This window comes from Halosolutus sp. DAT137 (assembly GCF_059736405.1).
Window position 1 is genome coordinate 1 of record NZ_JCAQID010000018.1, and the last position, 15496, is coordinate 15496.

The 15496-nt window shown below is 53.3% G+C and carries 15 protein-coding genes; 12 read left to right on the top strand and 3 right to left on the bottom strand.

Annotated elements, in window-relative coordinates; genetic code table 11:
• Positions 1–491 precede the first annotated feature (491 nt).
• The 10 genes from AC6I6L_RS20535 (at position 492) to AC6I6L_RS20580 (ending at position 11663) form a co-directional block, all read left to right on the top strand.
• Positions 492–3776 carry a hypothetical protein gene (locus AC6I6L_RS20535; protein WP_497919643.1) on the top strand — a complete coding sequence of 1095 codons (3285 nt, stop codon included), beginning with the start codon at positions 492–494 and terminating at the stop codon, positions 3774–3776.
• Positions 3773–3991 (top strand): hypothetical protein, encoded by a 219-nt coding sequence (locus AC6I6L_RS20540; RefSeq protein ID WP_497919644.1) that lies wholly within the window; start codon positions 3773–3775, stop codon positions 3989–3991. The genes AC6I6L_RS20535 and AC6I6L_RS20540 overlap by 4 nt, the downstream gene beginning before the upstream one ends.
• 250 nt (positions 3992–4241) lie before the next feature.
• A complete protein-coding gene (locus AC6I6L_RS20545; protein ID WP_497919645.1) occupies positions 4242–4472 on the top strand; it encodes a hypothetical protein in 231 nt (76 codons plus the stop codon).
• Positions 4473–5037: 565 nt separating this feature from the next.
• Positions 5038–5547 carry a hypothetical protein gene (locus tag AC6I6L_RS20550; protein WP_497919646.1) on the top strand — a complete coding sequence of 170 codons (510 nt, stop codon included), beginning with the start codon at positions 5038–5040 and terminating at the stop codon, positions 5545–5547.
• A gap of 63 nt (positions 5548–5610) precedes the next feature.
• Positions 5611–5877, top strand: a complete 267-nt coding sequence (locus AC6I6L_RS20555; RefSeq protein ID WP_497919647.1) for a DUF8136 domain-containing protein — start codon at positions 5611–5613, stop codon at positions 5875–5877.
• Positions 5878–6022: 145 nt separating this feature from the next.
• Complete coding sequence (locus tag AC6I6L_RS20560) at positions 6023–6301, top strand: hypothetical protein (RefSeq protein ID WP_497919648.1); 279 nt, start codon at positions 6023–6025, stop codon at positions 6299–6301.
• A 184-nt stretch (positions 6302–6485) separates the two neighbouring features.
• Entirely contained in the window at positions 6486–6662 is a 177-nt protein-coding gene (locus AC6I6L_RS20565; RefSeq protein ID WP_497919649.1) for a hypothetical protein, read from the top strand.
• A 6-nt stretch (positions 6663–6668) separates the two neighbouring features.
• The gene (locus AC6I6L_RS20570; RefSeq protein WP_497919650.1) at positions 6669–8912 is read left to right on the top strand and encodes a phage tail tape measure protein; all 2244 of its coding nucleotides are present in this window, start codon (positions 6669–6671) and stop codon (positions 8910–8912) included.
• A 146-nt stretch (positions 8913–9058) separates the two neighbouring features.
• Positions 9059–10114, top strand: a complete 1056-nt coding sequence (locus tag AC6I6L_RS20575; protein WP_497919651.1) for a hypothetical protein — start codon at positions 9059–9061, stop codon at positions 10112–10114.
• Between the two features lie 943 nt (positions 10115–11057).
• A complete protein-coding gene (locus AC6I6L_RS20580) occupies positions 11058–11663 on the top strand; it encodes a site-specific integrase (RefSeq protein ID WP_497919652.1) in 606 nt (201 codons plus the stop codon).
• Positions 11664–11786: 123 nt separating this feature from the next.
• Here AC6I6L_RS20580 and AC6I6L_RS20585 read toward each other — a convergent pair whose 3' ends face one another.
• From AC6I6L_RS20585 to AC6I6L_RS20595, 3 genes are all read right to left on the bottom strand, one after another.
• Positions 11787–12242, bottom strand: a complete 456-nt coding sequence (locus AC6I6L_RS20585) for a hypothetical protein (RefSeq protein ID WP_497919653.1) — start codon at positions 12240–12242, stop codon at positions 11787–11789.
• Between the two features lie 285 nt (positions 12243–12527).
• Positions 12528–12707 (bottom strand): DUF7563 family protein, encoded by a 180-nt coding sequence (locus AC6I6L_RS20590; protein WP_497919654.1) that lies wholly within the window; start codon positions 12705–12707, stop codon positions 12528–12530.
• A complete protein-coding gene (locus AC6I6L_RS20595; protein WP_497919655.1) occupies positions 12688–12891 on the bottom strand; it encodes a DUF8118 domain-containing protein in 204 nt (67 codons plus the stop codon). Before AC6I6L_RS20595 ends, AC6I6L_RS20590 begins: the two co-directional genes overlap by 20 nt.
• Positions 12892–13108: 217 nt before the next feature.
• Between AC6I6L_RS20595 and AC6I6L_RS20600 the strand changes: the two genes are divergently transcribed.
• Both AC6I6L_RS20600 and AC6I6L_RS20605 read left to right on the top strand, forming a co-directional pair.
• On the top strand, positions 13109–13321 hold the full coding sequence (locus AC6I6L_RS20600; protein ID WP_497919657.1) for a hypothetical protein: 213 nt from the start codon (positions 13109–13111) through the stop codon (positions 13319–13321).
• Positions 13322–14374: 1053 nt separating this feature from the next.
• Positions 14375–15478, top strand: a complete 1104-nt coding sequence (locus tag AC6I6L_RS20605) for a tyrosine-type recombinase/integrase (protein ID WP_497919656.1) — start codon at positions 14375–14377, stop codon at positions 15476–15478.
• Positions 15479–15496 lie beyond the last annotated feature (18 nt).

A 15496-nucleotide genomic window follows, 5' to 3' on the forward strand; every position in this document is an offset into this window, starting at 1 on the left:
GACACTACGACCAGTCAACCCGAATGGAGGAAATGCGGGAGCGAAGACGGCCATACCTTGATCGGTTGACCTTCAGTGACAAGGAGGGCGAAGACGAATGATGTGTAAATCCGGGCGATCCCATCCTTTTATAAGGTTTTTCGGGCCGAATAGAAGTCAGAGTGCTGCGTTTAGCGGATCTACCGAGAGGTGGTCGCGGTGAGTCGCACCGTCGAACTCGAGCCACCGGTGTGTGAGTTCTGTGGGTGCTATATTCTCACCGACAAGCAGCCCTGCCCCGCGCTTGATGAAGGGGGGTGTCAGCCGTGACAGTCCCACGCGGTCGACAGTGTACGATGCCGGCGTGCACACACGAAGCGACGGACCCAACCAACCCGATCCCCCTCTGTAGCGACCATTTAGACGCTGCGAACGGCGAGGACCGCGACGATGGGCAACAGACAGAGCCTAATACCACTCCTCGAGCGGAGTTCGCGCCCCCGATTGCTGATATGGACTTTCAGAACCCGGAGAGCAGCGTCTACTGCACAACGACATATGAAGAAAAGCAGTGGATGGGCGCGCAGGATAAGATGCCCTTCTCACCGTGGTCTGACGCCGATGCCCCCGCTGAGTGTGCAAAAGACGGGCATACGACGGCGGACGTGTGCGATTGTGATGCCCGCTGGAAATGGAGTTATGAGGATCACTACGTCACGGGCAAGCAACTGGATATGTTCGTCGAGGATCCAAAATTCCGAGACGAGATTACGGGCCGGACGTTCATTCAGCAAGAGGACGATCGATATGCGTTCGTAGACGGCGACGACGTTCGATGCCCAGAAACCGGCGTGGTCCACCCGGCGTTCAAGGCTGTGCTCGCCCATCTGGGAGCGACCTACACCGACATTTCAACATCAGGGAGCGGAATCCACGCGCAGTATATCGGCAAAATTCCGATTGACGGCAAAGGGCAAGCTACCTTCGAGATCGACACCGAGCCGTGGGGGACGAATGACGACGTGCCTGTTATCGAGATTTATGCGAACAAGCACGTGAACGTAGCCACCGGCGAGCACGTTCCAGGCACGCCACTCAAGGCGACCGAGTGGGACGAGGATGTGCTGGAAACCATCCTTAAGGCCAATGGTTACGAGGACGAACCCGAAATTGAGCACGATACGAATCGAGTGAGTGCCAAACTCGAGAACTACAACCCAGAGGCGACACGCGCCGATGAGGAGGCGTCTGACGTTCGGGATGTACTGACGGCCGTAGATCAGATAGAACCCCGTGACGTGCCACTCAGGACTACACAAACAGGCACGGATTCGACCGGATGGGGTACATGGGACCCGAGTTACCGACGTTCTGACAGTGGCAAGAGCCTCCACTACAACGGCGAAGGAGCCTTCCACGACCACGCAGAGGGCGAATCCTTCGGCGTACTGAGTCTCTATGCTGCCGAGCAAGGCATTATCAACAATCCGTGGGACCGCCTGTCCGGTTCGGATTGGTGGGAAGCCGTAGAAGCCGCTCGGGACGCCGGTGCACCAATTCCTGAGTTCGACACGGGTGAGAGTTCTGAACCCGTTTCGACCCTCCCACTCGAACGCCTAGACGCGCTGGATTCGGAGGAACGAAAACGATATGCGCGTTCACACGGCTTCGAGTGGCCGAGTACGTCGAAGGTACGCAGTCGGCTCAAGGACGAAATCCTCCGCACAATCCGCTCGCGTTCAACTGCAGTGATTGATGCCCCAACGTCGGTTGGCAAGTCCTACACGACGGCAACAACACCGTGGCTGAACCACACTGGTACGACGGGTGAGCAACCAGTCGTACACCTCCACAAGACACGTGAAGCGCGAGACTCTGCAGCGGCCGACTCGAGCAAAGCGAACGTGACTTACCGGGTGCTCAAAGGTCGTAAAGAGCGCTGTCCGATTGCAGCGGGGGATCACGACCCGGACCCGGACGGCGAGGACCCGGACATCGTTATCACGATCGACGGCACACCGGCCCAAGAGTGGCTCGATACCGTGTGTGACGGAAAGAATATCCCATTCTCGGTCGCCCATCAATACCTCGCAGAGAACAACGACCAAAACACACCGCTGCCGTGCGAGCACGACGATACTGAGTGTCCGGCCATGACCCAGTGGGACGGCATCCCGCGAAACGACGATGGACACGCCTCTGTCGATGTGATTCATGCGACCCACGCCTTCGCTCGAGTACCGTCCTTGATCAAGGGATGTAACGTTATCATGGATGAGCAACCGGATTTTGCCGCCGACCTTACTCAGGACGAAATCCGTCGGGCGATTACGGCATATCTCAAAGCTGTAGACGCGCCTAAGACGACGTTTGAGGGGTTCATCAGCTTGGCCACTCCCTTCCACGGTGACTTTGTAGACCTCGAAGCAGTCGGGGAGAAACGCCGAAATATGGCCGAAGCACTCGAGGAGGAACCCGGCATGATGTGGTACCTCAAAAACTCCGATGCCCATGCACTTGCTCCGGCACTGTCCGAAGCAGTATGGAATGCACTTCGGGAGAGTGACACGGATTGTAACGGGCGACGTAGTGCAACGGCACACCATGAACCCCCTCGGTTCGATGAATATGGCGAAGACTATCTGGCCGACCGAGTGACCGTTATTATTGACGACGAGCACACTATCCAGACTGTTCGTGTGACGCCGTGGTTCGATGCTGCGCGGTCCGTGGTTGGCTTAGACGCGCATCCCAGCATGAACCTCTGGCAACAGAATACGGTTCCGGAGGTCGGGCGAGACCCATTGCTCGCCCCAACCGAACGACGACTATGGAGACGCTTCGAGCGTGGCCTTACGATTGTTCAAGTCGGAAAAGCGACCCGTCCGTTTACGTCGGGGGAATACTTCGATGAGGACGGCACACGGACCGTATTGGAACACCTCAACGAGCATTACGGACGGGAGTTCTCGACGTGCATCACCGCTTCGAGTGTTGAAGCCCGGACGGAACGGCTCATGGAGGATGTCGGCATATCTGAGCCGGAGACGATGCACTACGGCGAGGAAAAATCACGTAACGACTTTGGGGATGAATCAGTTGGACTTGTCAACGGGTGTATTGACCCCGGCGATGACTACGTATTGGATCTACTTGCCGAGTGTGGACTCGAGGCCGAACCCGCCACGGTCGAAACTGAGGACGGCGAAACCAAGCGCGAAAAAGGACGGACGTTCACCGGGCCTGATGCCGATGCCGCTTCGGATCTGCTTGCCAGCGTTCGAGAGAACCATGTTGCCCAAGCCGCCGGGCGATATGCCCGTGACGCTGACGATCCCAATAACAGTGCAGTCGTTCTTGTCCGAACCGACGCCATCCCACCTGAACTTGTCGATCTCGAAGCACCTGGGGTTGAATGGACGTACACTGACCTGCAGAAAGAGATAGTTGAAACGCTCCGATCGGAAGAGGACGGCACTACGGCCAAGCAGATAGCCGAAGCAGTCGGATGTACGAAGCGCCACGTTCTCAAAACCCTACCTGAACTTGAGGGAGTTACCCGCGACGAAGGTGCAGGTAAGTACGGTGCCGACGTGTACAGCGCGGATAACGTCCCCAAAAACGGTGAGGTTGACCTTCGGCTTGAGGAATTCGAGGAGGAGAACACTACGTGGTCGATTGACCTACATGATACCCTCGAGCGAACAGTAACACCATCTACTACGGTTGCAGGACCAATGCGAAGGGAATCACTAACAGATGGGGGCACGGGGCCACCTGGGGGTGGCAGCACATGAGCATGGAAGCCCCTCCTCTTGAGGACGCTGTTCGGGGATACATCCGCGAACACTATGAACGCGGGAACAGCCATGTAAAGACCCCCCACGTTGCTAAGGCGTTGGATGAAAACTCACAGAAAATCACACCAATCATGCAGGACATGGTGCGCGACGGAACGCTTGATGTGTGGAGTGATTCAACGAACGCGACAGTCTACCGAATCCACCTATGAGTGCCCAACAAGCCGAGTTAGACGAGTTCAGTAAATCAGAACCCCCCTCGAGAGGCGGCTTCGACAAGTGCGACCGTCCAAAATGCGGTTGTACGACCACTACAGGCACTGCGTGCAAGATCCCGGTTGTTCCGGGGATGACTGTCTGTCACAAGCACCTCGAGCACGCCTTTGACGACGAGAGCGATACGGATTCGACAGACAAGCCTGTGTGGGAACGGGCGAAAGACGGGCCTTGGGACGAAGAAAAATGAGAGACAATATCGACGACTCTGACCCCGACAAACTCGAGGAACAAGAGGAGCGTTTGAAGCAGGAAATAGAGGAAACAGAGAGACGGCTACGTGAACTCCATATACAAAGGCAACGTGCTGAAGTCGAGATTCGGTGTCTCGAATATGTCGAGTTTCGGATAGCGTGCGAAGAAGCAGTTGAGGACAAACCCGTATTCTATCCAGAGACGGACCCACTACAGAACTAACCCTACTTTCGTCCTATTGGATTTATCTACACTCATAATTGTTTACGGGTTCTATTCTAGAACAACCGACACTATTATTGTGCTGGAAATACTAGATATAGTATGGACACCTTCGGCCCTCCAAGCGGTTTCAAGCGATCGGTCGCTAGAGGTGTCTGTGTAGAATCATGTCCGACGAGAGTACTACCATCAGCGTTTCTCGAGGGAACAGAGATTGGTTGTGGCAATACAAACAGTCCCCCTCAGAGACGATGGACGACGCCCTTGAACGCGTGCTTTCGCGTGTCTCGAGCGACGACAGTTAGACAACCGAATACCGTTCTCCGGCGGCACGATCGGAGGTGTGGCTGTTCCACCCTCCGGCTGTTTGATGGAAAGCAGCAAGGTCTGTTCCCATCAGGAGTTTCGTCATCCATGTTTCTGTGGACCGATATTGGCCCACAATCGGGTTTCACAACCCACACCCTACCATTGCTGGCTCTTTGGACAGGGCCAAATCGGTCTACAGTCAGCGCACACACTTCCCGTGATACCGCCGGAGAGCGTCTTACTACATACTAATACAATGAGTACAGCAGACATTTCGCAGGACGAACTTGAACAGATAGTCGAAGGAACGATCGACGAACTCACCCAAGAACTCAATCTTGTCCACAAAGATGACCTCGAAGACATCGTTGCTAACATCGTAAACGGCGATCGGTCAGACGGGCAAGAATCCGAACTCGAGGCGTACAGTAGTGGTGTCGAAGGGATGGATTCGGAACTTACTGGGAGTACATCGGCGGCACAACAGGAACACGTCGATCGGCTTCAGGCGCGACGTAAGAAGGCACAGAACACCGATCCCGACGAATACGGTACTGGTATCACGGGAGACAGTCGCTCCGGCGGTGGCAAGGCTGCTAAAGAGAGTAAGGAACTCCAAGCAGTTGCAAACGACTGTGAGACGAAAGAGGACTTTGCCCAAGCAGTTGGTACTGACCAATCTACTGCTAACCAACTGATTGCCCTACACCAGATTGAGGGGCTTGCTGACGATCCCGAGAACTACGGGACGGGAATTAGCGAGTAGCAGTTTTAGCGGAAGATACGGACCACGTTATGACACACTCTTTTACTCAAAACAGGGGATACAATGACTGAAAACGGGGATTCTGACGAAATTCAGAGTGAGCGTGACGACGCCTTAGCGGCACTTGACGAAATCGTCGATCATGCACGGTACAAGAGCCTTGGTGACGGGAGAATCAGAAGCGAATCTAAGGAGCGTATCAGGCTCAAATACCTTCGGTTGATCGTTCAGGCCCAGGGGGAACGCCGGAAGGTTCTGCGTGACAAGGCTCTTGAAGAGATTGAGGACAGGATCAGTTCGATCGAAGAGCGACAGGGGATAGAGAAATGAGACGAAACATCGAATCACGGTTAGACGACCTAGAGGAACAGTCAGATAGCGGTCTTTCGATCGGTGAGTTTTGGGAACGGGATATTGACGACAGTCTTGAGGACCCACGAGAGCCGTGGGAAGCGGTCTTTCAAGGTGAGACGGAATGAGCAAGCGGTCTATAGAGAACCGCTTAGACGACCTCGAGAGCGAGACAGAGACTGATACGGACGGCTTCACTGTCGCCTATAGCACTCCGGGGACGGACGAACTCGAGGACCGGCACGGTGAACCGATCGACAAGGACGAACGGGACGGCCTTCTTGTCGTAATCAATCGGGCGCTGGTAATGCCTCGAGAGCAAGCCGAACGGGAAGGACGGGAGATTCTTGGAGTCGCAGAGAACGCCGCTGAGGACTGTGTAAAGGTATCTACCGAATCATGACTTCAAAGAGAAACCTAGAGCGACGGTTAGATCGTATAGACGACGGGAATCACCCGAAGCTTTCCCTTGCTATCCTACTCTCGAGCGACGAGATAGAGACGATCGACGGGGACCGTGGCTTGGTTCAGGTTGATGGAGATGTCTACAATGGAGCGGGATTGAAACAGGCTATGATTGAGAACCTATGACTGAATACCCTATTGAGACTCTAACGGACGAACAGATAGAGGAAGCGGGAGAGGTGAAAGCCGAGATAGAGACACTTGGGGGGCTGGCACCTGATGACTTGAAACAGAACTTCGCGGATTTGCTCGGTGAGGATAGTTACAAAGACGCTACAGCGAAGTTAGAGCGACGGTGATCTTTCATGGTTTCTAATCCATTTTCCGAAGGTGTGTCAGTTGAGTTAGAGGGAGACGGTTCGTCACTGAATAGTGCGCTCGGTGACGCCCAAAGGAACCTAGCGAGTTTCAAGGGCGCTGTTGGGGCTGCAGGCGCAGCCTTGGGATCTCTCGCGGTGGGTGGTCTCGCCAAGAGTGCGTCAGCAGCAGCTTCGTTCGAGCAATCCTTAGCAGATCTTGAAAAGGTCACGGACGCTCAGACCGCTGAGGAGCTTTCTGAGCCGATTCAGGACATGGCCGAAGAGCTACCTATGGCCGCTGAATCCATAACTGAATTGGCAACTCAGGCCGGGCGCTTCGGCGCTGAATCGGTCGACGAGATTGAGTCGTTCACCCGCACAGCCGCAGAACTCGGCAGTGCGACAACTCTCGCGGCTGATGAGGCGGGTAGGAGTTTGTCTAAAGTCGCTACGGCACTCGATGAACCACTGGATAACGTCGATAAATTGGGTGATAGCCTAAACGAACTCAGCAACAACTTCGCCACGGACACGGCAGAGCTGGTAGATTCTGCCCAACGTGGCGGCTTTGCTGTCTCTGAAATGGGACTCAGTAGTTCAGAGGTGCTTTCACTTTCAGCGGCCATGAATGAGGTGGCACCTTCGAGTAGGAGAGCGGGTCAGATGATGAAACAGATGGGGGAGAGTATGACTGATCCCGATAATGTGGCTTCATTTGCTGAGGTTCTCGGCGTTACCGAAGGTCGTTTTCGTGAAATGAGAGAGGAACAACCCCAGGAAACACTCTTGAGAGTCGCTGAAGCGATGAAAGAGAGTGACGGGGCCTCTCAGACTCTTAGCGATACTCTCTCGAAACAGCAAGTTCGATCGTTTGAACGCCTCTCACAACAGACAGGCGAGTTCTCAGAGGCTATGGAAACGTCGAATCAAGCCATGGAAGAGGGGGGGAGTTTGGCCCGTGAAGTCGGTATAGAAACATCAACGGCGGCAGGTCGGTGGGAACTCCTACGGAGTAAGCTCAATAATATTTCCCGCGACATAGGCGAACAGCTACTCCCCCACCTCACAAGCCTTCTTGACCGTGTTTCCGAAGCGGTCGACGCGTTCAGTGAATTCAACGATAGGACCGATGGAGCGGCCGGAGCATTCGCCCTTGCAGGGACCGCTGTTGCTGGATTCGGGGCAGCAATCGCAGCCTTCATGGGTCCGTTGAGTGCGATCGGCGGTGCTCTTGCAGGTGTGGCTGGTTCCGTTGGGACTTTCGGAGCTGCTATCACGGGAGTGCTTGGACCAGTTGGCCTATTGGCCGCTGCAGTTGTTGGCCTTGGATTCGTTCTGAGCCGACACGAACAGATTATTGCCGAGTTCGCAAACAGGGCGATCGACAGACTGCAGAGCATTATCCGTGACGCTGCGACGTGGATTCAGACGAACGGTCCACCACTCATAGGAGAAGCGTTCAAGAAGATTGGAGAGGGTATTCGATTCGTCGTCTTAGACCTCTATAACGCCATAACTGGGAACGATGACAGCCTCATCAAGAGTATCATTGTTGATGCAGGGAGTTGGTTGGTGAATAATGGCCCTGGAATCCTCAAGAGCGCGGCAGAAACCGCCTTTGAGGTTATCATGGCGGCCGCCCGTGGACTCTATAAAGGACTCATCGGGAACTCACTTATTCCGTCGACGTTCGCTGAGATCCGCGACTACATAGCGGACGAAGTTCCTGGTATGCTCTCGGATGCGGCAGAATCAGCCTTTGGAGGGGTTGTAGACAAAGGAAAGGAACTCTTAGGCGGTATCAACACCTGGATCAAAGACAAGTGGGACATTGCGACTGATATCGGATCGGTGTTTGAAGACGCGGGTTCGGCTGTCGCAGAATCGTTCAAAGCAGCGTTTAACGCTGTTATCCCATCGTCTCTTGACCTTCCGAGTAAAGAGATACAGGGCGTTGAAATTGGCGGAGGATCGCTTGACCTCCCGCAACTCGATACAGGTGGCAAGATCCTAAACGACGGGGTCTATATGGGTCACGCTGGCGAGAGAGTGTTGAACCCGGCTGAAACCGAGCGATTACAGGAACTCGAGGCCGGCGGTGGCACACAAGAGGTGGACGTGTCCGTCGGGATCGATGTCCAAGGCGAAGGCCCGCTAGCCGAATTCATGGATGAAAGGGCTGAATTGACGATCGAAAAACATGGGCGAAGAGTACGCCGGAAAAGTGGGCGTAACGGGAATCCACGCTAGGCTCTGGAATAGCACAGAGTCGTCTTATCCCGTGCTTGAGGACTAACCCACCGTTGCATACACCGATCGATACATGCAGTGACCTATGCAACCAGCCCGTTGATTATACCGCTGTCATTTTTAACATTCAGGAACAATGACTATTCATGGCTCTCGCTGACCACGTACCACTCGCAAAGGCAGGTCGGACAAAACGAAATCTCGTAATAGCAGCACTGTATCTAATATTACTCCCGTTTGTGGTGATCGCGGTTCCGTTCTATTTACTGTATGCGATCGGAACGAACCGCAACGGAATAGGTGATGCCATCGCAGACTCGCCACTTGGATCAATCCCCGGCGTTGGTGGTGGCGGGTGGAGTGCTGCGATCGTCCTGTTCATTGGTGTGTTTGTTCTCCTTGGAGCATTAGGTGCGGTACTCCCAGAGACAGAAACGGCTTCTAATGACACCGATCCGGAGGCATCTGGCAATACAGACGGGCTTGAGGAAACGGATTCTGATCAAAGCGATTCAGACGGTAATGGCGAAAGTGGAGACACAGACACCGTTGATTCGGACAGTACTAATACCGATTCTACTGATGAGACCGACGAACCGCAGTTAACAGAGTTGCAGTCTATCCGTGTTGTTGACGACCGGTATGATGGTAGTACCACTGCAGTAGAAGGAAATGGCCAAGAAGTCACAGACGAATTCACCACTGGCGGTAGTGCTACAGTCTTTATTTTCGAGCATGATGGGGAGTCGAACTTCATTGTGGAACTAATCAATGCTGAGACGGGAGAGAGCGAAGAACTCCTCGTCAATGAAATTGGTACCACCGATGGGGCGGTGGCGATCCCACTTGAACCCGGAGACTACTACTTTGATGTAGATGCGGATGGGGACTGGTCAATCGAAGTCGCAGAGCCAATGCCTCTTGAGGAAGACATTCACCAAGTGCCAGCAGAGAGCGAGGGTGAAGGAAAAGATGTTATCGGTCCGATCGAAATTGACGAGAGAGTCACCATTTCTGGCGAACATGACGGCGAATCTAACTTTATCGTTCAAATGGTTGGGGAGTTAGCGATGTTTGACCATGAGCGAGAGCTTATATTTAATGAGGTTGGCCAATTCGAGGGTGAGACATCAGTTAATTATGATCGTGTAGTTTGGATTGTCGTTGATGCTGATGGTGAATGGTCTATTGACCTGGAGTAGCAAATAGAAGCTCCTATAGCGGATCACGAAGAGGGCTTCAGACAGCTTCTTTGGCTATCGGAAAAAAGGTGTTCAGCGGAGAACGACTCCCTGCTATATCTCTATCTTGTGGCGAGAACCACTTAAAGAACAATCTCAGACCTACACTTGACCTGGATATAGCAATTACACTCACGATCATGTATAACATATAGTCTTTCCCCCGACTATATGACAATGTGTTTACTTAGACCGCCAGTAGAAGGACAGACTCTGCCGGTAGTCGGCGATTCTTTTATTATGTGTCGCGGTTACCAACCTTCTGTCACAATGTCAGTGATCGCGTAGGCGGCCAGCGCGTAAGGAAATTGGCCGGGTGATCGACCATCGCCAAGGACGTACCCGCGATCTTCGCGTGGGGTGGTGTGGTGAGCTTCGTCTACTTTGGCCAGTTGACGGGGGCTCTCCTTATCGCCCTCGCGGTGATCCTCTGGCGTTCGGAACAGCCGATCGAACACCGGTCTTGACTGCTGCCACAGTCAGGTCGGTTACTCTGCTTACTCTCGCCACACGTGGTGTGGCTTGCTTAGGATAATACGATTCACCTCTATTAAGTCTTGTAGCTCTTTCAGAGCCTGTTATCTCTATGAATCCTTCCTGAGTTCGATCAAAAGGCGAATTGCAAGCAGTACGACCGTTAGAATCTGAAGCGTCTCGCTCATTCCATTGGATCAGTAGTCAGAACGGCCCAGATAAGGGCAGACAGAAACACCCCATGCACCCCGGTTTTGCATACACCGATCGATATATGCAACCGACCTATGTACCCCAGTTGTGACGACTTATCATACAAGTCGGAAACAGATCGGTCGCACACCACTCCTAAGCCCGGCTAATAGTCCATTCTCCCAAAGACTCATTCTCATAGATAGATATTTAGTGTAGACTTGTTATAGAAGTCTACATGCGCCTCGAAGCTACCGCGAAACAGGATCAATACAATGTGTGGATGACTGACGACGAACTCGAGGAACTACGACGGGCGGCTTCGAACCACCGAGACGACCTAATCATACAGCTTGGTGGCTACGTCGGATTGAGAGCCTTCGAGATTCCCCAGGTCAAACCGAAACACGTCAAACGGACCGACGACGGGGGTTACTACCGGCTTCGCATACCAGAGGGGAAAGATACCACGGGCAACGGTGGAAAGCCGAGAGACGCCTATCTTCCGAAGGATGTCGAAGGGGACATTCACCGCTATCAGAATGCCGAAGACATCGATCGGAACGAACCACTGATTGATCTTACCGAGCGAGGTGTCCGGGCGGTCGTGAAGCGCACAGCGGAGCGAGCAGTGGAGGAAACAGGCGACGACGACTTTCACCATGTGAGTTCTCACGACCTCCGGCGACGGTTTGCACAGCGGCTTCTCGTCGATAAACAGGTGAACCCGCGTGTAGTCATGGCCGTTGGTGGGTGGGATAGCTTTCAGGCGATCGAGCCGTATCTGAATGCACCCACTCCCGATGTGGTGAATGAGGCCTTCGAGGACGCTGGATTAGCCTAATTCGGTTGTGGAAACCGGTTCTCCCCGCCTTTACCCCACCTTAGAGAGGCGGAAACTGGGTTGTAGAATACGCTATAATAAGGAATACGGAAGAATTGGAGAAGTGTCTCTAAAGTAGGTTAGTTACACTTCCCGGAAGTGCAGATTCTCTACTCCAGTTTCCTTGGCTCTCTCGAGTGCCATATTCCATCCCTGATCGATACCGCTACTGTGCCCGTCCCTGAACGCCTCTATAGGATCAGCACTACTCCGCATCGCTGCTTTCTCTACTTCAGGCTTCCCACCGGTAGCCTTCTCTGCGAATAGGCCAGCAAGCCCTATACTGCGGAGTTCGACGTAGTTCTCAACGGAGTCGAATATTGCCCGTATCTCGCTCACCGTATAATCGCTTCCCGGTGGCCCCATATGCGTCTCGTAGACATGCTGATATTTGCGCCAATTATCGTCATTCAGTTGGGCCAGATCGGTGAAGCTCACTGGCCACTCTTCCAGTAATTCGAATGCACGGCGCTCTTGCTCTTCATCGTCGAAATCGTCTCTCTTCAACTCTATTTCGTCAAGCGTGGTGTCCGTACCCATACGGTCGCTTGGAATACTGGCCCGATAAAACTAGATAAAAGCGTCTTGGTAAAACGCTATAGTAGGCCTTTCGTCCGAAGGTGATCCGTTCCACAGCTCCGGCAGATCGTTCTTTGACTCTCGTTGTCTTTCGCTTCAGGTGGTACTGTGGTTTCCACCGTTGTACCGCACTCAGAACAGGGGAGTTCGATCGGGACGCCCTGTTGGTCAAGTTCGTTCATGTGCTGTTCAATCTCGTCTCTCGAAGGTGGGGTGGTGGATTCGCTCATGTCTCTCTGAGGTCGTCTAATTGCTAGTAAGCTGTTCACCGATGCCCGCGCCACGGAACATATCGGCTTGGTTCCGACAGTTCGAGCAGGCGTGTAGGACGCCGTGATTGTCTGCAAAGACGCGCTTGTAGCGTCCTGTGACGTGTGAAGCGCAGTTGTTGCATTCAGGCATTGGTCTACTCAAACCGGCAGCCATCCCTGTGAGAGACGTGTTCTCGATCGATTCCTTCGAGGACTTCACGGCCACAGTCCCGGCAGCGGAAGTACTTCGCGCCGGTGGGGTTCCCGTACTTGTCGTACTCGAGATGGGGGCCGCCCCATACATCGGTCGTTTCGCTAACTTCGCAATCGTCTTTTGTTCGGCTTTCGTATACTGACATGGGTTTCTACCAAGACAACCCGGCCGGGGTGTTGCAACCACCCGGGCATTTTCATACTCTCATGCCCCAGAGCGTCCGGTCTGTCTCTATTCTAGCATTGTCGGGGCACCGCCTTATAGGTTATGGGTATGTGGGAACGTTATTCATATTGGGCAACGTTTATTGTATGCGGGAACGATGCATGCATATGGGAGTGAAAACGAAACAGTCGGATGAAATGAGCCGACGGCGTGCGATCCTCACCGATCGAGAGCGTGAGCTTATCGCAAGTGATGACGAGGACGAGAAGGAATATCAGTATCAGGCTGCCTCTCGCGTCCGTAACAAGATTCAGGATGAACTCACGCAGGACGTTGAAATACTCGAGGAACACCACCCTGATCTACTCGAAGAACTTCGTAATGTCGTTTGTGAAAGGGGCGATGAATAATGGAGGTGGTCCTTAAGCAGTATAATCTGTCACTTTGTGTCTGATGGCGTGATGGCCCGGCTAATCAATTGATCGAGACACGCACCCATCGATACTATCAGAGCAAGGAAGAAGACGAGAGAGCCTAAGACAATAATTCCTATGGCAGGATCTCGGATGAACGCCGTTGGTCCAGGTAACTCGAGACTTCCGAATACAGCGCCAACTGCACCAGCGATAGCCCATCTATACGACTGTGCGAACGACTTTCTCCAACTTTTTCGCACCATATCAACACTCTACAAACGGTCTCGAAAATAACGTTCGGGTCGACCAAATCACGAACGATCCCCTACTAGGTCTCTATACGTGGTTGTTCGTGATCTTGGCGACAAGTCGAGTAATAAATCAGGATAACCCCTACCGCGGAGACAACCAGAAGAGCAACCGTTTATGACCCTAATATAGTCGTTCGCCGGGAGCATTTGCTCTCTCTGCACATATTACAGACACAGAGGAGTGTAATCAACACACCGTCGATATCCTGATTTAGAAATGGACTGAAAATCCACAGAGGGCGGTCAGACCCAGACAATTCAGTATACATCATCAACTAGTATAGTAGTGGCGGTTGGCCAATTTTGAGAAGTGGCGTATAGACGCATCTATCTGTCGTATAAGGGTGACGCCGTCACAAGATGGACGGCAGGTCAGACCCAGACGGATAAATATAGTAACGCCACAGTACTTCAATCTATGGCATTACCCTCGGATAACCAAATGAGGTTGTTTTCTATGCAATCTGGCTTGTCCGACAAAGGGGGGTTTTAAGTCGGATGCACGAATATCGATTATCCGTTACAAGAAGACTGTGACCGCAAAATCGAGGGCGGCAGGTCAGACCCAGACATCTGATTCCTGTGCCCCTTACGGCAGTGATACGTCCTATGTGGCGTTAGCCTACGGCTGGTGCATCGACGAACACACCCGTGACACCCTTAGCGGCGGATGGCGAGAACTCTACGAAGTTCTCGGAGTAACGACCGACTATGACATTATTGATGAGTATCAACGATGAGCGGGAGTGAGGCACCATCTTACGAGGTTGAGATCGCTAGCTCCCCTGACGGGGGGAATCGTGTACCGGAACTCACCCCACGCGAAGCCCTTGAGCGCTGGCTCAACAAACTCCGAGTAGATAAAAGCGAGTCAACCGTCTCAGCGTATCACTATCGGCTAAAACACTTCATTGAATGGGCCGAGGACAAGCAGATTGAGTCCATGAGTGAGCTGACCGGCTGGGATATCGAGTCCTATGAGACTGTACGCCGGCAGCAGGGACTCAAGCCGATTTCACTCAACAACGAGATGGGAACGCTAAAATCCTTCTTCGAGTATTGCGCACGGATCGAAGTCGCTAACGAGGATCTTCCGGAGAAGGTCGACGTACCGGATGTCGACTCAAGTCAGCAAGTTAGTGATTCCCGGCTTACGACTGCCGAAGCAAAGACCCTTCTCAAGCACTACGAGAACAATTCAAAAGACTACGCGTCACGGGCACACGCACTACTCGCAACTGCTTGGTATACTGGCGCGCGGCTCGGAGCACTTCGGGGACTTGATGTCAGTGACTACAATCCAGAAGAGCGCTGCCTGCAGTTCATGCACCGCCCGCGCGAAGAGACGCCATTGAAGAACGGCACGGACGGCGAACGAATCGTTGGGGTACCGGAGCAAGTGTGTACCATCCTTGATGAATATATCCGGGTCAATCGGCACGAGAAGTTCGACGATTATGGCCGTCGACCACTATTCGCGAGCGAAGTGGGACGCGCATCGACAAATGCTGTTCGTGCCTGGATGTACTTCGCGACTGTGCCATGTCTTCATTCAGATTGCCCCCACGGAAACGATCGCCCGACATGCGAATACCTCGATTACTCATCAATCAGTAAGTGCCCGTCGTCGGTGAACCCTCACGCAGTTCGTACAGGATCGATTACGTGGCAACTTAACCGCGGGATTCCACCAGAACGTGTCTCGGAGCGAGTGAACACCTCGATCGATGTGTTGCTTAGACACTACGACCAGTCAACCCGAATGGAGGAAATGCGGGAGCGAAGACGGCCATACCTTGATCGGTTGACCTTCAGTGACAAGGAGGGCGAAGACGAATGATGTGTAAATCCGGGCGAT